Raw genomic sequence first — 17,288 nt, forward strand, 5'->3', positions numbered from 1 at the left:
GGGCACCTTGGTGTCAGCGGTAGACCGTCAACGCGGTGCGGCGGGCCTTGAAGGCGAAGACGGAGCCCTCGGGGTGGACCTCGCCGTCGGTGGCGATGGCGACGGCGCGGCCGTGCACGCGGACCTCGAACTCGGGCAGGTCGAGCTGGCGGTAGGTGTGGCTGCGGTGCAGGGCCCCGGCCAGGGCGGCGAAGACGAAGCGGGTGCGGGAGAAGGGGATGTCGGCGCGGATGAAGCGCACGTCCAGCAGCCCGGAGTCGAGGCGGTGGCGGGTGGCGGGGGCGAAGCCCTTGGGCAGGTAGGGGTTGTTGCCGACGAAGACCATCCAGACCGTGGCCCGGCGGCCGTTGATGGTCACCGTGAGCGGCTCGGCCTCGTGCAGGACGCGGACCAGGGCGTAGGCGCCGGCCGGCCACTTGCCGAGGCGCTTGGCGTGCTTGTCGCGCAGGCGGACCAGGTCGGGGTAGCCGCCGAGGCTGGCGGTGTTCAGGAAGATCGTCGGCTCACCGCCCTCCACGGACACGGATCCGAGGCCGATGGCGATCCCCGTGCCGGATTCGGTGGCGGTGCGGCTCTGTTCGAGGCTGCTGACGCCGATGTCGCGGGCGAAGTGGTTGAGGGTGCCGGCGGGCACGACGGCCAGCGGCAGCCCGGTGTCGGCGGCGACCGACGCCACCGCGGCCACGGTGCCGTCGCCGCCGGCCGCGCCGAGGGCCCGGACGGCGGAGAAGTCCTGGTCGGCGAGCTCGTCGATGCGGATCACGGTGGCTTGGGGCCACGCGGCCTTGATCTCGTCGGCCGGGTCGGTGTCGTCGGGCCCCGAGTTGGGGTTGGCGACGATGGTCAGGCCCTCCCCGTCCTGGAGCACGGGAGTGTGGACGGGCGTGTCCGATTCGGCCGGCTGGCCGACACCCAGGGGCCACCAGCGCCGGGTGAGCAGCCCGACACCGACGCCCATGGCCGCGCCGAAGGCGACGTCCGAGGGCCAGTGCACGCCCGTGTGCACGCGCGAGTAGGCCACGGCGGCGGCCACCGGGGGCGACGAAGGCGGCGGCCACCGGCGATTCCATGGCCACCGCGGTGGTGAAGGCGGCGGCCGAGGCGGCGTGCCCGGACGGGAACGAGGAGGAGGTGGGACGCCTGGTCAGCCGCCGCGCGAGCGGCACCAGGTCGGCGGCGGGCCGTCGGCGGGGGAAGACCTGTTTGCCCAGGGCGTTGGCCGTGAAGCTGGCGCCGGCGATGGCGACCAGGCCACGCATCGCGGCCCGCCGCCCCCGGCCCGGCATGGTGGCCAGCACCGCCGCGGCGGTGAACCAGATCAAGCTGTGGTTCGCCGAAGTCGACAGTTTCTTGACCACAACATCCGCGCGGGACGGCCGCAGGGCCGCCGACCTGCGCATCAAAGCCTCGTCGAGGCGGTTCACGGAGCGCACGTTATGCGAAGGTAGCCGAATTTTCGCGCCGATCCCCGAACGGCGCACGGTCAGCGCGCGCCGGACCGCCTAATGTGAAGGGATGCAGCGGCGGATCTTCGGAATCGAGACCGAGTTCGGGGTGACCTGCACGTTCCACGGGCAGCGTCGGTTGTCACCCGACGAGGTGGCGCGGTACCTGTTCCGGCGCGTCGTGTCGTGGGGGCGCTCGTCGAACGTCTTCCTGCGCAACGGCTCGCGCCTGTACCTGGACGTCGGCTCCCACCCGGAGTACGCGACCGCCGAGTGCGACGACCTCACGCAGCTGGTCACGCACGACAAGGCCGGTGAGCGGATCCTGGAGGACCTGCTCGTCGACGCCGAGCGGCGGCTGGCCGACGAGGGCATCGGCGGCGACATCTTCCTGTTCAAGAACAACACCGACTCGGCCGGCAACTCCTACGGCTGCCACGAGAACTACTGCGTGGCCCGGGCCGGCGAGTTCTCGCGGATCGCCGACGTGCTGCTGCCGTTCCTGGTGACCAGGCAGCTGATCTGCGGCGCCGGCAAGGTGCTGCAGACCCCGCGCGGCGCGGTGTACTGCTTGTCCCAGCGGGCCGAGCACATCTGGGAGGGCGTCTCCAGCGCGACCACCCGCTCCCGTCCGATCATCAACACCCGTGACGAGCCGCACGCCGACGCCGAGCGCTACCGGCGCCTGCACGTGATCGTCGGCGACTCGAACATGTCCGAGGTGACGACGCTGCTCAAGGTGGGCAGCGCCAACCTGGTGCTGGAGATGATCGAGCAGGGCGTGCAGTTCCGGGACTTCAGCCTGGACAACCCGATCCGGGCGATCCGCGAGATCAGCCACGACCTGACCGGCCGCCGGCTGGTCCGGCTGGCCGGCGGCCGCGAGGCCTCCGCGCTGGACATCCAGCGCGAGTACCACGCCAAGGCCGTCGAGCACGTGGCGTCGCGGACCAACGACCCGACCTCGCAGCGGGTCGTCGACCTGTGGGGCAAGGTCCTGGACGCCGTCGAGGCGCAGGACCTGTCCAAGATCGACCGGGAGATCGACTGGGCGGTCAAGCACCGCCTGATCGAGCGCTACCAGGCCAAGCACGGCCTGGAGCTGTCCAGCCCGCGTATCGCCCAGCTCGACCTGGCCTACCACGACATCCGGCGCGGGCGGGGCATCTTCGACCTGCTCCAGCGCAAGGACCTGGTGCACCGGGTCACCGACGACGGCGAGATCGAGGCGGCCAAGGACACCCCGCCCCAGACCACCCGGGCCAAGCTGCGCGGCGACTTCATCGCCGCCGCCCAGGCCGCCGGCCGGGACTTCACCGTCGACTGGGTGCACCTGAAGCTCAACGACCAGGCCCAGCGCACCGTCCTGTGCAAGGACCCCTTCCGCGCCGTCGACGAACGCGTGGAACGCCTGATCTCCAGCCTGTGACCGCTTGACAACGCGAAGGCCCGCCCCACCTGGGGCGGGCCTTTCCGTGTCCCCGGACCAAGATCGCGCCGACCCGGCCGGCCGGCTTCGCCGAGTAAAATCGAATCTGGGGGATCCCTGGAGAAGTTGATCTTCAGGGATGGCGTGATGATCAGGTCGTGATGATCAGGAGGACCACGTCCAGGAGCGCCACCAGCATGGCGGCCTGGAAGGGGTGGCGGCGGCCGAAGAGCAGGACCACGGCCGAGGCGGCCACGGCGTAGGGGTTGAGGACTGCGGCGGCGGCCAGGAGCAGGACGCAGGTGGCGGCCCAACTGCCCCGCGGCCCCAGGCGATGGGGGAGGCCCCGGACGCCGGTGGCCAGGTCCTGGGCCAGGTCGGGAAGGGCGTTGGCGAAGTGGGCGCCGGAACCGAGCAGGGCACCGGCGGCCAGCAGCCACCACGGCGGCGTCGCGGGCACGCCCAGGACCACGAAAGCGGGCCCGCCGGCGAAGGACACGGCGTACGGCAGCACCGACAGCACGGTGCCCTTGAGCAGCGCGTTGTAGCTCCACGCGCTGGCCACGGCCACCAGGTGCACGAGCCCGGGGATCAACCCCGACAGGAACGACAGCGGCACGACGGCCACACCTGACACCACATACGCCACCAAGACCGCCTTCGCACCGACCTCGCCGTTGGGAATGGGCTTGTCGGCACGGCCGGAGGCGGCGTCGCGATCCCGGTCCAGGTAGTCGTTGAGCCAGCCCACGGACAGCTGCCCGGACAGGATGGTCGCCCCCACGGCGGCGATGCCGCCCGGCGACCGGCCCCACACCACGGCCAGCCCCACCGAGATCAGCGTGACGGCGACCGCCGGCGCGGGGTGGCTCGCTCGGACCAGTCCGCTGACCATGGGCACGATCCACTACTCTGCCGGAATCTGGGCCCGGGAGCGTGCCCGTCCTAGGAGAACACGGTGCCGGCAACCGATCTGATCCACACCTACGTGGTGCCCGCGCGCCCCGAGAAGGTGTACGCGCACATCACCGACCCCGCCAGCTACGTGGGCCTGTCGCCGCTGGTCGTCGACGTGTACGACATCGACGACACGGGCTACACGGCGGTCGAGCGGTTCCGGCTCGGGCCGTTCAAGCACGACAACCACATTCGGGTGACGCTGACCGCGGGGGACAATGTGGTGGCCAGCGACGTGCGCAGCCCCGGCGGCGTGCGGCTGGCCCACCGGTTCGAGCTGTCCGGGCACGCCGACGGCTGCGAGGTCGTGGAGCGCATGCACCTGACCGCCCCGTTCGGGCTGGTGCGTTTCGCCGCGTCCCAGGCGCTCGGCGTGATGCGGGCGCGGCGAGCGATCCTGACCAGCAGGCTGGAGGACTAAGGTGCTGACGTGTCCATAGCCCGCGCCGAACGTCTCGTCAACCTCGTGCTGTGCCTGCTGTCCACCCGGCAGTACCTGACGGCCGACCGGATCAGGACGATCGTGCCCGGCTACCCCGAGGACGCCAACCCGGAGGCGTTCTACCGGATGTTCGAGCGGGACAAGGCCGAGCTGCGCGACCTGGGCATCCCGCTGGAGACCGGCCGCAACAACCCGTTCGACCCGGCCGAGGGCTACCGCATCGCTCGCCGCGACTACGAGCTCGGCGACATCGACCTGGAGCCGGACGAGGCGGCCGCGGTGGCGCTGGCCGTGCGGCTGTGGGACTCGCCGGAGCTGACCGGGGCGGCCGAGGTGGCGCTGCTCAAGCTGCGCGCCGCGGGCGTGGACGTGGACCAGGCCGCGCCGGCCGCGGTGGAGCCGCGGGTGCGGGCCAGCGAGCCGGCGTTCGCGACGCTGCTCCAGGCCGTGCAGACCGGCCGGGTCGTCACGTTCGACTACCGCCGCCCGGTGCCGGCCGAGGTGCGGACGCGGACCGTGGAGCCGTGGGGCGTGGTGTCCTGGCGTGGCCGCTGGTATCTGGTCGGGCACGACCGCGACCGCCGGGCCGCGCGGTGCTTCCGTCTGCAACGGATCGTCGGCGACGCCAAGGCCGTGAGCAAGCCGGGCGAGGTGCAGACGCCGGTGGGCGTGGACCTGATGAGCTACGTGAAGGGCTTCGAGGACGACAGCGCCCAGGGCACGCTGGCCCGCCTGTGGGTGGCCAAGGGGCAGGCTCAGGGGCTGCGCCGACGGGCCCGGGTGGTCGGCGCGGACGTCGTCGACGGCATCGAGGGGGATCTGCTGGAGATCGAGCTGACCCAGCCCGAGTCGGCGGCCGGCTGGATCGCCGGCTTCGGCGCGGACGTCGAGGTGCTGGAGCCGGAGCTGCTGCGCAAGTCGGTGTACGAGCGGCTGCTCGGCGCGCTGGCCGCGGCGGACGGGAAGGCGTCGTGAGCTCCAGCGGGACCGACCGGCTGACCCGGTTGCTGGCGCTGGTGCCGTACCTGATCGCGCGGCCGGGCATCCCGGTCGACGAGGCCGCCGCCGACTTCGGCGTGACGGCCCGGCAGCTGCGCAAGGACCTGGAGCTGTTTGTGGATGTGCGGCCTGCCGGGGTACGGGGCCGGGTGACCTGATCGATCTGTCCTTTCGAGGGCGAGACGATCACCGTCACCTTCGACGCCTGCATGAACAAGCCGCTGCGGCTGACCGGGCGCCCGAGGCGACCGCCCTGCTGGTGGCGCTGCGGGCGCTGGCCGACACCCCCGGCGTGGCCGACACCGACGCCGTGCGCCGGGCCCTGGCCAAGGTCGAGGCCGCCGCCGGCGCCGCCCAGCCGGCCGGCGTCGTGGTCGGGCTCGCCGCCCCCGAGGCCGAGGCGACCGCCGAGGTGCGGGAGATCGTCCGGGACGCCCTGAGCCGCAAGCGGGCGCTGAAGATCCGGTACTACACCGCGTCGCGGGACGAGATGACCGAGCGGGTCGTCGACCCCATGCGGGCGCTGCTGGTGGAGGGCCGCAACTACCTGGAGGCGTGGTGCCGCTACGCCTGCGACATGCGCCTGTTCCGGATGGACCGGATCGACGCCATCGAGGTCCTCGACGAGCCCGCCGCCCCGCCGCCCTACGCCGAGCCCACCGACGTCTCCGCCGGCCTGTTCCGCCCCGAGGCCGGGCAGCAGGTCGCCGTGCTGCGGCTGGAGCCCGACGCCCGCTGGATCTCCGAGTACTACGCCGTCGACGAGCAGACCGAGCTCGACGGCGGCCGGTGCCGGGTGGTCATGCGCTACACCGACCCCACGTGGATGGCCCGCCTCGTGGTCGGCACCGGCGGCCTCGCCGTGGCCGAGGGGCCCGTCGAGCTGGTGGACCTGATCCGCGAGCGCACCTCGGCGGCGCTGGCCCGCGCCGGCCGCCAACTCGCCGGCTGAACCCCCGCGAGTCACGCTCTCCGGCACACCGAAACACGGTTTCAGGCAGATCTGAGCCCCGAGTCTCGGTTCTGTCCGAAACTGTATTTCGGTGTGCCCCAGAGCGTGACTCGCGGGGGTGGGGTGGGCTGTACCCCGGCCGTATTCGGGAACCTTTACTGTGTGCTGGTGTTGTACGTCATCGCCGCGCTGGTGATCGTGCTGGGGCTGGTGCCCCTGGCCGTCAATCCTCAGCATTTCGCACATATCAAGGCCGCCCGGTTGAAGGCCACGGCGGCGCGGGCGCAGGCCGACATCGCCGATCGGCGGGGCCTGGTCCGCGCGAGGATCGCCGCGCTGGGGGTGGCGCTGGCCCAACGCCGTAGGATCGGCAGGGAGCAACAGGTCGCCGTCGTGGCGGCGGACGCTGAGGGGCGGCATCGGTGACGTCCGAGAAGAAGACCGAACGCAAGGGCAAGCGGCGTCGTCGCAGCCGTCGGCAGAATCCCGACGGCACGATGACCTTGATGGAGCACCTGTTCGAGCTGCGGTACCGGCTCGGCATGGCGCTGCTCGGCGTCGCGCTGGGCGGCATCATCGGCTTCATCTGGTTCGAGACCTCGGTCTGGCCCATTCCGACGCTGGGTGACCTGCTGATCGGTCCGTACAACAACATCCCCAAGCACCTGCTGCTGCCGGGCACCGAAGGCAAACTGCTCCAGAACAGCCCGTTCGAGGGCTTCATGGTCCGCCTGCAGGTCGGCATCGCGGCCGGCACGGTGCTGTTCAGCCCGATGTGGCTCTACCACCTGTGGGCGTTCATCACTCCAGGCCTCTACAACAAGGAAAAGAAGTTCGCCCGGATCTTCGTCGCGTGCGCGGTGGTCCTGTTCGTCGGCGGCGCGGTGCTGGCCTACCTGGTCGCGCCCGAGGCACTGACCGTGCTGTCGAGCATCAGCTCCAGCGAGTTCGTCACGGCGCTGACCGCCGACAAGTACATCTCGTTCATCCTGGCGCTGCTGGTCATCTTCGGCGTGAGCTTCGAGCTGCCGCTGCTGGTGGTGATGCTGAACAAGGTCGGCATCCTGCCGTACCAGAAGCTCAAGAAATGGCGCCGGGGCATCATCTTCGGCCTGTTCTGCTTCGCCGCGGTGGTCACCCCCGGCCAGGACCCGATCTCGATGTGCGTGCTGGCCGGCGCGCTGACGGTGCTGTTCGAGGTGGCGGTGCAGATCTCCCGCCTCAACGACCGCAACAAGGACAAGGAGAACGAGTGGTCCGACCTCGATGACGACGAGGCCTCGCCGCTCAACTACGACCCGCAGCCGGAGCAGGCCACGCCGGAGTCCGAGGTCCGCGCGACGAAGTACGACGAAGACGCCACGTGACGGTAGCTCTGCTGGTGTGCCCGGCGGCCGGTCTCGGCGCCGCCGGGCGGATCGCCGGCACGGTGGCCGACCGCCTGCGGGCGGTGTGCGGTGACGTGCAGCTGCTGGTCGCCTCCGACGCCGCGGGCACGAACCGGTTGGCGCACAAGGCGGTCCGGGACGGCGTCGAGGTGCTGGCGGTGCTCGGCGGCGACGGCGCCGCGCACGCGGGCGTGCAGGCCTGTGCCGGCACGAAAACCGCACTTGCCGTCATCCCGGCCGGCACCGGCAACGACTTCGCCCGCGCCCTGGATCTGAGCCTGGACGGCGTCGTGGAGGCGCTGCGCACGGGCCGTCGCCGGGCGATCGACCTCGGGCACGTGCAGAGCGGGGCCTGGTTCGGCACGGTGCTGTGCGCCGGCTTCGACTCGGCGGTCAACGAACGCGTGAACCGGATGCGGTGGCCCCGTGGCCCGAGGCGCTATGACCTGGCGATCGTGCTGGAGCTGGCGCAGCTGCGGTCTCGGCCGCTGACCGTGCGCACGCCGGCCGGCGAGGTGGAGCTGGAGGCGACGCTGATCGCTGTCGGCAACACCCCGTTCTACGGCGGCGGCGTGCCCATCTGCCCGGACGCCGACCCCGGCGACGGGCTGCTCGACGTCACCATCGCCGGGCGGGCCAGCCGCACCGAGCTGATGCGGATCCTGCCCAAGCTGCGCACCGGTCGGCACGTCGACCACCCGGTGGTGACCACGCTGCGGGCCAGCTCGGTGGCCATCGCCGGCAACGACTGGATCGGCTACGCCGACGGTGAGCGGCAGCGGGAGCTGCCGCTCACCATCGAGTGCGTGCCGAAGGCGCTAAGGGTTGTGGCTTAACACTTCTGTGCGGGCCGCTTCCACTTGTCGCCGTCGGTGGAGTCGCCGTCCTTGAGCGTGCCGGCGGTCTTCATGAACGCCACCGAGGCGTCCTTGAGCATCTGCTGGAGCTTGGCCGGCGGATCCGACGGCGTCGCCGCGCCGTTCTTGGCGAACCAGCCGCTGGGCCCGAAGTCGCCGTAGGCCTGCCCGCCCTGGAAGACGTGGATCTCGAAGTCGGGGAACCGCGCGGTGTCCAGTCGGGCCGTGAACTTGTCGTACAGGTTCACGGGTGTGCGACCGCTGCCGCCCTTCTCCGTCCAGCCGCAGGCGCGGTCCGGACGGAGCGACTCCAGCCGCTTGCCCTCGGCCGCGAGGTCCACCGGGCCAGCGCCAGGGCGTGCACCTTGGCCCGGACCTGGAGGAACCAGAAGTAGTAGCCGCTGCCGCCGGACTTGGCCCTGGCGTCGGCCTCGGCCTTGTCGTTGGCCTGCGTGAAACCGCCGTGCATGTCCTTGTCCAGGCACTGCATGGTGACCGTGCCCGTGGTGGCCACCTTGGTCGTGGCGCTGCACGAGCCGGCGGCGATGTCGTCGATGGTGACGCTGGCCGACATCTGCGTGGTCACCTCGGCCGGCGGCGACGTGCCGGCCGCCGTGGTGGCGGTGAAGTGGGCGACGACCTGGCAGCCCGCGGCCTCGCAGTCGTCGAAGTGCTCCAGATTGTCCACGGAGCTCACCGTGTAGCGCACGCTGGTGTCGATGGCGTCGCCGAGCTGGCCGACGTCGGTCTGCATCTCGTCGTACAGCTGGTCGTTGTTGTCGGCGTTCATCGGCGTGAAGTCGGCGGTGCCGAGGCCGGTGTAGCCCGCTCGCTCGCCGTTGAGCAGCAGCTTGTTGCCGGGGTTGGTGAACGCCGAGGCCGCCTTCTTGGTCTGCTTGTCGACCCAGCGGACCACTCGGTACGGCTGCTCCTTGGCCACGTACAGGGTGCCGTCGGGGGTGTCGCCCTTGAGCACGGGCACGCCGTCGATGGTGGTGCCGTCGTCGCTGGGCGTGGGCAGCTTCTCCGTGCGCGCCACCTCGTCGCGCAGCTTGCCGGCGATCGCCGCCGGGGTGACCGACTGCTTGACCAGGGGCTTCAGCTCGCCGACGTCGCCGGTGATCCACCGGTTCTGCAGGCCGGCATCGTTGAACGCGTCCCGCGCGGTGCCGGGCGGCAGCAGGTTGCCGTTCAGCTTGACGAACAGCTTGCCGTTGACCAGCAGGAACTGGAACTTGATCTGGGTGACGCTGCTGGTCATGAGCCAGCCGGCGGCGTCGCCCTCGTTGGTGACGCGGCCGTCGAACTGGCTGCCGTCCGGCAGGTCCGAGCGGTAGTCGGCGATCGGCTGGGCCGCGAGGTTGGCCACCGCCTGCTCGAACGGGCTGCGGTCCGGCGGCCACACCAGCCACGTCGTCACGCCCGCGACCAGCAGCACGACCACGGCCGCCGCCGTGAGGATGAACCGCTTGCTCCGGCGCTTGCGGGGCTTGATCGGCACGAGGTCGGTGCGCAGCGGCGCATGCCAGCCCGGTGGCAGGTCCGCCGTCGCCACGAGCGGCGGGTGCCACGGCTTGACCGGCGTCGGCCACGACAGCTGCACCGGCTGCCCGATCGCCGGGTTCGGCCCGGCCCCCAGCGGCCCGACCGGTGTCGCGGGGCCGGCCTGCGTCATCTGCCCGGCCGGCTGCCACTGGGACTGCGGCAGGTTGGCCACGGTGGGGTTCGGCTGCCACGCGGTCGGCTGCCCGCTGTCCCAGCCGGCCGGCGCCTGGTAGGACGCCTGCCCAGCGCCGCTGTGTTGCCACTGGTCCTGTGGCTGGGTGGGCTGCTGAAAACGACTGCCACGGAGTCTGCGGAACGTCCGAAAACGGGCGCTGCCGGCTGTCCGACCGGGGCCGTCGACTGCTGCCACGGGCTCGCGGGCACCTCCGCGACAAAAAACCGTGATCTGGGGCTGCGCGTCGACGGCCGGGATGGCCTGCTGCGCGTCGGCGGGCTGCGGCGCCTCGACGATCGGCGTGGCCGCCTGGTCCTTGGCCGTCGCCGAGGCGTCCGGAAGGTCGTATCTAGGCGGCTCGGCGATCGGGTCCTCCGGCGTCGTCTGCGCGCGCGAAGGCTCGATGGACTCCTGGTCCATGATCAATCCCCCCTACAGGTTCGGGCGGAATGATGTCAGGCCAAGGTCACGGGTTAATAGCGTTTATCCAGCGCTTCGGTCAGATCGTGATAACTGAGGCTGCCGGCCAGACCGCCGAATCCGGCCCCGCCGAGCACGGACGTGAGGGCATCTCGCGCGCCGCCCCAGGCCAGCCGGCACAGCGAGGAGCCGGTGGAGACCCGCCGAACCCCCATGGCGGCCAACGACTCCGGCGACGGCAGCGTGGGGGAGGCGAGCACGTTGAGCGCGACGCCGGGCAGCGCGGCCAGGATCTCCGGAATGAGCTTCTCCGGGAGACCGGGCGCGAACACACAATCGGCCCCGGCCTCGACGTAGTGCCGCAGTCGGGAGACGCCCTCGTCGAATCCGCCGTCGCCGAACCACCAGACGTCGGTGCGGGCGTTGATGACCAGATCCGCGTCGAGCGAGCGGATCTGGGCGATGCGGTCGGCGGCCTCGGCCGGCTCGCGCAGCACCGTCTCGGGATACCGGGTGTCCTCGATGTTGACGCCCACGACGCCGACGTCCAGGGCGGCGCGGATGGTCGCGCGCACGTCGTCGTAGCCGCCTTCGAGGTCGGCCGACACCGGCACGACCGAGGCGTTCACGATGGCCGCCACCGCCGTCATCATGGTGGCCATCGGCATCCGCTGGCCGTCCGGCAGCCCGAGCGCCGCGGCCACGCCGGCGCTGGTCGTGCCGAGCGCCGGCACGCCCGGCACGGTCGACAGCAGCCGCGCCGACGCCGGGTCCCAGGCGTTGGGCAGCACGAAGAACCCACTCTGGTGCAGCTCCCGGAAGCTCGTCATGCGGAGAGCGTAGGCACGCAACGGTTCGGCGCGCGCCGAACCTCAGCCGAACGAGGAGATGCGCAGCGCCCAGTCGTCGTCCCCGCCGTGGTTGCGGCCGGGCGGCGTGAAGGTCACCTCGCCGCGGCCGACGGGCGGGTTGGCCAGCCGGTAGGCGCCGTCGGTCGGGTCGTACCAGAAGGCGATGGCGCCCGGTTGCAGCTGCGACATGTCCACCGTGATCGAGCGGGTGGTCGGCAGGTAGAACACCGCGAGCCGGCCGTCGGCGGTGCTCGCGGCGGTGGCGTAGTCGTTGTCGTTGACCGAGCCGACGGTGTTGGCCGTGCCGTAGCCGGCGGTGAGCAGCTTGTGCTGCTGGTCCGGCACCAGGTCGTACCAGCGGCTGCTGCGGAACAGGTCGGTCATCAGCCGGAACTCCCGCGTGCCCTGGGTGTTCACGTGGTCCTGCCAGCCCGGCTTGAACTGCCACGTCCAGCCGCTGCCGTAGAGCTGGCCGGTGGCGCCGCTGGTCATCGTCCAGTACTCCTGGCGCCGCAACGTCTTCGGGCCGGTGTACTCGTGCTCGTCCTCGTAGTTGGCCTCGACCATGTACACCGGGAGCGGGTTGTCCCGGTTGTACTCCTTGAGCACCTGGGCGTAGGTCGGGTAGTAGGTGTAGGCCGAGTCCAGCTGGATGTACGGCCGCCAGGTGGGGTCGTCGAGCGAGCCGCTGGTCATGTAGTTCAGCTCGACGGTCTGCAGGTGCTGGGGGTCGGTTTCCTTGAGGGCACGGGCAACCGACTGCACCAGCGCGGTGTCCTTGGGGTCCTGCCAGGTCTGGAGGTCGCAGCCGTTGAACCAGACGATGTTGGGGTACTTGGCGAATCGCTGCCCGAGGAACTTGCCGAAATCGTAGGCCTTGTCGACCCCGTTGTCCCGCAACAACTGTAGGTGGCCGCAGGTCTCGACCGGCGTGAGCCAGATGGTCAGCCCGTCGTCGCGGGCGGCGGCCACCATGTGCTCGACCCGGTCCCAGTAGGCCGGATTGGGCGTGGCCATGTCGCCCGCCTTGGTGAACGGCGTGATGCCGTCGTAGGTGGCGTCGTCGGGGTGGCCGCCCTGGTCGGGCGGCACCAGCGAGTTGATCCACAGTGTGTTGAAGCCGCCCGCGCGCCGGTTGGCGAAGTAGTCCGCCGCCTCGTCCTCGGACATCGTCACGAACAGGCCCTGCGGCGAGTCGCCGGAGATCAGGTACGGCTGGCCGGCCTGGTCGAGCAGGTATCGGCCGTTCGCGCTGGCCGAGGTCGGCCAGGCGAACCGCCCCGCGTTCTCCGGCGCCTGCACCGCGGGCGTCGCCAGCATCGACGACACCAGCACCGTGGCTGTTACCAAGATCGGGATCCGCACAACTTCGGATCGTACGGATCCCGACGCGAGGCCGCAGTGCTTACGGCAGAAGATCTATGCGGTGGTGTGCGACCAAATAATTCCCACGGGCGAAGGCTTTGGCCATCGGCACGTTCGTGACGTCGGTGCCCGCCACGATCTTCCGCGCCCCCTCCGCGGCCAGCATGTGGGTGGTTTCCGCGAGCAGATCGAGGGCGTAGCCGTGGCCGCGCTGCTCGGGCACGACCGCGATGTAGCCGACCACGTGGGCGCTGTAGTGGAAACAGGGCGCGGCCAGGCCGACGAGTTCGCCGTCCGGTGTGTACGCCAGCCGCCACCACTCGCGTGGGCTGGGCATCCAGCGCAGGTAGTCGAGCTCCTCCAGCGCGGAGGCGTCCAGGCCCTTCTCGGCGATGATCTGCCGGACATGGGCGTCAAGGCTAGTGGCGTTGACGCGTCGGAAGACGTCGAAGATGGCGTCGTCGTCCGGCTCGGGCCGGAATTCCAGGCGGGTGCTGCGTTCCGGTAGACCGCACTCGGGCGTCCAGCGGTAGGTGTAGCGCTCCACCAGGTATTTCAGCCCGGCCGCTGTCGCCGCGTCGAGACGGGCCGTTGCGGCGGCATGCGTTGCCGGGTCGTCCCGCCAGTTCGGCGGCAGCGGGATCGAGTACTCGGTGCGGAAGGGCGCGGTGCGCAGCAGGTGCGCGGCGGCGTCGGCATCGGTGAAGTCGAACCAGTCCAACGCTTTCGGCTCGGTGTCCTCGGGGCCGGCCCACCAGACCGCGCGGGCCACCACGACGCCGTCGCGCAGCGCGACCCACGTCCACTCAGGACGGTAGTTGCCGGTGGCGTACGTGGTGCCGAAGGCGCCGTAGCCGACCAGGTTGGGGTCGTCGAGCGAGTCGAACAGGTGCTCTTCGCCGGCCTGGAGCGGCCGGACGATCAGATCAGACATGTGTGGTGATCTCCGGGAGTGTGGGTGTGCTCCCGGGTCACGCCCTCGGGGTTCGGTGGGAGCACATGAGCAGTCGAGTGCACATCGCTCCCACCTCCTTGCCGTCTCGAAAGGGCGCGTCGGCGACTCTAGCGACGCCGACGCGCCCTCGCGAACGGATTATCAGCCGGTGGTGATGAACTTGTCGGGGCTCGTCACCACGGGCGACTCGACGTACAGGCTGCGGTACTCGTCCTGGATGCCGCTGTTGTGCACCTGCAGGGCCAGCGGGCCGTCACGGCCGGCCGTCTTGTCGGTGAAGTCCAGGACCTCGGTCCCCTTGCAGGTGGCGGCCGTGCCCTTGAGCGGGCAGCAGGCCATCCTGGCCACGCCGGTGGTCTTGTTGCCGATCAGCTCGCACTGCGACCAGGTGTGGATGTCGAACTTGTCGTGGGGGAGCTGCTTGAACAGCTTGCCGCCGCCGTTGTTGTGGCCCGGGCGGTAGTCCCAGTGGCCGCCGTTGGGCGGCTGGAACTGAATGGCGCTCAGGGCGTCCTTGAGCGGGCTGGTGGTGCCCCAGATCAGCACCGTCGGCGCGTGGTTGCCCTTGACCTGCCGGACGTTGAAGATCCAGCGGAACGTGCCGGCCTGCGCCTTGTTGTAGTACAGCCAGCCCCGCGAGGTGCCGTTGCCGTGGATCACCCCGTCCTTGGCCGACCACTGGCCGTTGGCCTGCGCCGTCCAGCCGTCCAGCGTCTTCCCGTCGAACATGGAGACGAGGTTCGGGTCGTTGTACGGGTTGTCGGCCTTGGTCGATGCCAGGGACGCCGGGGCGACGGCGACCGCCATGAGCAGGGAGATCGCGATGGTGACTATCCATAGTGGACGACGAACCATGATCCCTCCGAGCGTGAATAGGACTGTAAACCTTTTCATGCGCGGCCGTCCCAGGCTACGAGCACCCTCGCCACCCCGTCAACCCACCCCCGCGAGTCTCGCTCTCCGGCACACCGAAATACGGTTTCAGGCAGAACTGAGCCTCGGAGCTCAGTTCCCGATGCCGTCGTCGGCGTCGTGGCTGATCCACAGGATGGGCTCGCTGTGTTCGAAGACCTCGCGGGTCTGGATGCAGGTGGTCCTCAACAGCCAGTGGCGCGTCCACCAAGCCCGCCGGTCGCGCTGCATGACCTGGTCGGCTCGGACCGCCTTCCGGCACGCGTGCGAACGGCTCGTCGATCAGCGCGAACGCATGCCTGTTCTCGTGGTCGAAGATGACGGCGTGGAAGGTAGGTGGACGGAGTTGGGCTCCACTCAGCCCGTTTCGCGGAACCCGAGCTTCTCCCAGACTCGGCGTGGAGGTTCCGACCGGGATCCGTCGGCGAGCGGCCACGGCCCAACCGGAACTCGACACAGGGTTGCCCGGGAGCGGGACTCGCGGGAAAACGTAATTCGGTGTGACGCTAGGCGGGACTCGCGGGGGTTAGTTCGAAGAGCATGGCTTGGGAGGGGGCTAGGAGAGGGGGTTGGAGGCCGGTGTGGGTCAGGGCGGCGCCGGAGAGGGTGAGGCCGGTGGTGATCCACGGGGTTTGGGTGACGAAGTGGCCGGAGACAGGGAGGAGTTCGGGGATGGCCCGGATGGTGTAGCGGCGGGTGGGGTCCAGGCCGGGGAAGCGGAGGCGGGCGGGGAGGGCGTCGGGGGAGGTTTCCAGGCGGGCGTAGCAGAAGACGGCATGGTCGGGGCCGATGACGCCGTGCAGGAGGGAACCGTGGTCGGGGTGGTCGGCGCGAACGGTGACGCCGGTGTGGAGGAGGCCACGAAGGCGCTTGTACACGGAGATCCACGCCGTCAGAGCATCGAGCTCCTCCGACGACAGGGAAGTGAGGTCCCACTCCAGGCCGGCGTGGTTGAACAACGCGGTGGCGCAACGAAAAGGGAGCTCGGCGAAGCGGCCGGTGGTGTGGGCCTCGGGCGGACCGACGTGGCTGCCGACCAGCTCGGGCGGGATCAGCAGACCCATCCAGCGCTGAATGCGTTGGCGCTCAACGGCGTCGTTGGTGTCGGAGGCCCAGACGCGGTCGGTGTGGGCGAGAACGCCGAGGTCGACGCGGGCCCCGCCGGAGGAGCAGGACTCGATCTCCAGGGCGGGATGCCGCGAGCGGAGCTCGTCGAACAAGCGGTAGACGGCCACGGTCTGGTCGTGCGTGAGGGACTCCATAAGGTCCCGGTTGTGGTCCCACTTGATGTAGTCGATGCGGTACTCGGTGACGAGGGAATCCAACCGCTCCAACAAATAGTCGTACACGGCGGGCAGGGCGACGTTCAGCACCTGCTGGCGGCGCCAGGGCAGGGCGTCGGCCAGGAGCCAGTCGGGATGGGCGCGGGCCAGGTCGGAGTCGGGGTTGACCATCTCGGGCTCGAACCACAGGCCGAACTGCATTCCCTTGTCCCGCACGTAGTCCACGAGCGGCGAAAGGCCGTCGGGCCAGACGTCGGAGTCCACGAACCAGTCGCCGAGGCCGGCGGAGTCGTCGCGGCGGCCACGGAACCAGCCGTCATCGAGGACGAAGCGCTCGACGCCGATCTCGGCGGCCCGGTCGGCCAACGCCCGGAGTCGGCCCAGGTCGTGGTTGAAGTAGACGGCTTCCCAGGTGTTCAACACGACCGGACGCGGCGTCGACGGGTGCGAGGTACGGGCCCGCATCCAGGCGTGCAGGCGCGCGCTCAAGCCGTCAAGGCCCTGGTCGGACCAGACGAAAAAGGCCCACGGGGTGGCATAGGACTCGCCGGGGGCGAGCCGGATCTCGCCCGGGTCAAGGAGTTCCGACGCGCCGAGCAGGCTCAGCCCCTCGGGGAGCCGCTCGGCGAAGTGCTCGTGGTTGCCGCTCCACGCGAGGTGCACGCCCCACACCTCGCCGTGCCGGAAGCCGAAGCCGTCGGTGCCGGCGACGAGCAGCCCGGTGGCGTCGTGGCCGGTGCGCCCACGCCGGCTCTCCCGCGCCCGCAGCCCATGCAGGAACGGACTGCGCTGCGGCGACCGCTCCCGGCACCAGCGGCCGGTGAGATCGAGCAGCTCAACAGCATGCGCGGGCACGGGAAGCAGCAGCCGCAGGGCGTCCACGGTCCAGGTGTCGGCGCCGGTGTTCACGACCTCGTGCCGAACCCGCAGCACGCCGGAGGGATCCAGGTGCAGCTCGACGTGGAACTCGACGCCGGCAGCGGAATCGGCGGCGGTGAACGACAGGGAGTTGCCGTCGACGGCGACGGGCCCCAGCAGCTCGGGCCGCAGGTGCTGGAAGGAGCCGTCGCGGTGCCCGGAGGCGCCGGGCCGGCCCAGCCACCCCTCCCGTGAGGACGGCAGCAGGGTGAGCCGGATCGGCGTGTCGACGGAGCTCGGCGGCACGCCCGGCGTCGCCGCCAGCACCAGGTCCTCGTCGACCGGCCCGAGGTCGGCGCCCCAGTGCAGCACCCGGGGCAGCCCCGGACCGGTCTCGACGACCAGACCGGTCCCGTTCGCCGCCAGGCTGATCAGCTCGCTCATGAGCGGCAACC

14 protein-coding genes and 2 pseudogenes are annotated in these 17,288 nt (G+C 70.6%); 7 read left to right on the forward strand and 9 right to left on the reverse strand.

From position 1 onward, the window contains the following. Nucleotides 1–13: 13 nt before the first annotated feature. Nucleotides 14–1,400, reverse strand: a pseudogene (locus tag KUTG_RS43475) (bifunctional phosphatase PAP2/diacylglycerol kinase family protein). A 115-nt stretch (nucleotides 1,401–1,515) separates the two neighbouring features. On the opposite strand from KUTG_RS43475, the gene pafA reads away from it, so the two are divergent. Further along, nucleotides 1,516–2,874, forward strand: a complete 1,359-nt coding sequence (pafA, locus tag KUTG_RS43480; RefSeq protein WP_043725495.1) for a Pup--protein ligase — start codon at nucleotides 1,516–1,518, stop codon at nucleotides 2,872–2,874. A 151-nt stretch (nucleotides 2,875–3,025) separates the two neighbouring features. Here the strand turns inward: pafA and KUTG_RS43485 are convergent, their stop codons facing one another. Beyond that, on the reverse strand, nucleotides 3,026–3,769 hold the full coding sequence (locus tag KUTG_RS43485; RefSeq protein WP_043725496.1) for a UbiA family prenyltransferase: 744 nt from the start codon (nucleotides 3,767–3,769) through the stop codon (nucleotides 3,026–3,028). Between the two features lie 63 nt (nucleotides 3,770–3,832). Between KUTG_RS43485 and KUTG_RS43490 the strand changes: the two genes are divergently transcribed. From KUTG_RS43490 to KUTG_RS43515, 6 genes and pseudogenes are all read left to right on the forward strand, one after another. Continuing rightward, nucleotides 3,833–4,252, forward strand: coding sequence for an SRPBCC family protein (locus tag KUTG_RS43490; RefSeq protein ID WP_043725499.1), 420 nt, complete (start codon nucleotides 3,833–3,835; stop codon nucleotides 4,250–4,252). Between the two features lie 9 nt (nucleotides 4,253–4,261). Then, nucleotides 4,262–5,248, forward strand: coding sequence for a helix-turn-helix transcriptional regulator (locus KUTG_RS43495; protein WP_043725500.1), 987 nt, complete (start codon nucleotides 4,262–4,264; stop codon nucleotides 5,246–5,248). Next, nucleotides 5,245–6,224, forward strand: a pseudogene (locus KUTG_RS43500) (helix-turn-helix transcriptional regulator). The gene KUTG_RS43495 and the pseudogene KUTG_RS43500 overlap by 4 nt, the downstream one beginning before the upstream one ends. Before the next feature lie 168 nt (nucleotides 6,225–6,392). Then, a complete protein-coding gene (locus KUTG_RS43505; RefSeq protein ID WP_198047510.1) occupies nucleotides 6,393–6,650 on the forward strand; it encodes a hypothetical protein in 258 nt (85 codons plus the stop codon). Then, nucleotides 6,647–7,591 carry a twin-arginine translocase subunit TatC gene (tatC, locus tag KUTG_RS43510; protein ID WP_052396095.1) on the forward strand — a complete coding sequence of 315 codons (945 nt, stop codon included), beginning with the start codon at nucleotides 6,647–6,649 and terminating at the stop codon, nucleotides 7,589–7,591. Before KUTG_RS43505 ends, tatC begins: the two co-directional genes overlap by 4 nt. After that, nucleotides 7,588–8,448 (forward strand): diacylglycerol/lipid kinase family protein, encoded by an 861-nt coding sequence (locus KUTG_RS43515; protein WP_043725508.1) that lies wholly within the window; start codon nucleotides 7,588–7,590, stop codon nucleotides 8,446–8,448. The genes tatC and KUTG_RS43515 overlap by 4 nt, the downstream gene beginning before the upstream one ends. Here KUTG_RS43515 and KUTG_RS43520 read toward each other — a convergent pair. The 7 genes from KUTG_RS43520 to KUTG_RS43555 form a co-directional block, all read right to left on the reverse strand. Further along, a complete protein-coding gene (locus tag KUTG_RS43520; RefSeq protein ID WP_043725510.1) occupies nucleotides 8,445–8,717 on the reverse strand; it encodes a hypothetical protein in 273 nt (90 codons plus the stop codon). The two genes, KUTG_RS43515 and KUTG_RS43520, sit on opposite strands and share 4 nt — an antisense overlap. Next, complete coding sequence (locus KUTG_RS43525) at nucleotides 8,714–10,609, reverse strand: hypothetical protein (protein ID WP_043725511.1); 1,896 nt, start codon at nucleotides 10,607–10,609, stop codon at nucleotides 8,714–8,716. The genes KUTG_RS43520 and KUTG_RS43525 overlap by 4 nt, the downstream gene beginning before the upstream one ends. 53 nt (nucleotides 10,610–10,662) lie before the next feature. Next, nucleotides 10,663–11,439, reverse strand: a complete 777-nt coding sequence (locus KUTG_RS43530) for an isocitrate lyase/PEP mutase family protein (RefSeq protein WP_043725513.1) — start codon at nucleotides 11,437–11,439, stop codon at nucleotides 10,663–10,665. A 42-nt stretch (nucleotides 11,440–11,481) separates the two neighbouring features. Next, nucleotides 11,482–12,825, reverse strand: coding sequence for an apiosidase-like domain-containing protein (locus tag KUTG_RS43535; protein WP_157495206.1), 1,344 nt, complete (start codon nucleotides 12,823–12,825; stop codon nucleotides 11,482–11,484). A 40-nt stretch (nucleotides 12,826–12,865) separates the two neighbouring features. Further along, the gene (locus tag KUTG_RS43540; RefSeq protein WP_043725517.1) at nucleotides 12,866–13,759 is read right to left on the reverse strand and encodes a GNAT family N-acetyltransferase; all 894 of its coding nucleotides are present in this window, start codon (nucleotides 13,757–13,759) and stop codon (nucleotides 12,866–12,868) included. Between the two features lie 162 nt (nucleotides 13,760–13,921). Further along, a complete protein-coding gene (locus KUTG_RS43545; RefSeq protein WP_043725519.1) occupies nucleotides 13,922–14,635 on the reverse strand; it encodes a 3-keto-disaccharide hydrolase in 714 nt (237 codons plus the stop codon). Nucleotides 14,636–15,198: 563 nt separating this feature from the next. Further along, complete coding sequence (locus tag KUTG_RS43555) at nucleotides 15,199–17,277, reverse strand: alpha-galactosidase (RefSeq protein WP_043725521.1); 2,079 nt, start codon at nucleotides 17,275–17,277, stop codon at nucleotides 15,199–15,201. Nucleotides 17,278–17,288 lie beyond the last annotated feature (11 nt).

It is taken from the genome of Kutzneria sp. 744, from assembly GCF_000568255.1.
In the GTDB taxonomy this organism is placed as follows: Bacteria; Actinomycetota; Actinomycetes; order Mycobacteriales; family Pseudonocardiaceae; genus Kutzneria.

Coding starts and splice junctions, on each gene's coding strand:
- KUTG_RS43545 (WP_043725519.1), bottom strand. CDS start 14,635: ATGGTTCGTCGTCCACTATGGATAGTCACCATCGCGATCTCCCTGCTC.
- KUTG_RS43485 (WP_043725496.1), bottom strand. CDS start 3,769: ATGGTCAGCGGACTGGTCCGAGCGAGCCACCCCGCGCCGGCGGTCGCC.
- KUTG_RS43540 (WP_043725517.1), bottom strand. CDS start 13,759: ATGTCTGATCTGATCGTCCGGCCGCTCCAGGCCGGCGAAGAGCACCTG.
- KUTG_RS43525 (WP_043725511.1), bottom strand. CDS start 10,609: ATGGACCAGGAGTCCATCGAGCCTTCGCGCGCGCAGACGACGCCGGAG.
- KUTG_RS43530 (WP_043725513.1), bottom strand. CDS start 11,439: ATGACGAGCTTCCGGGAGCTGCACCAGAGTGGGTTCTTCGTGCTGCCC.
- pafA (WP_043725495.1), top strand. CDS start 1,516: ATGCAGCGGCGGATCTTCGGAATCGAGACCGAGTTCGGGGTGACCTGC.
- KUTG_RS43555 (WP_043725521.1), bottom strand. CDS start 17,277: ATGAGCGAGCTGATCAGCCTGGCGGCGAACGGGACCGGTCTGGTCGTC.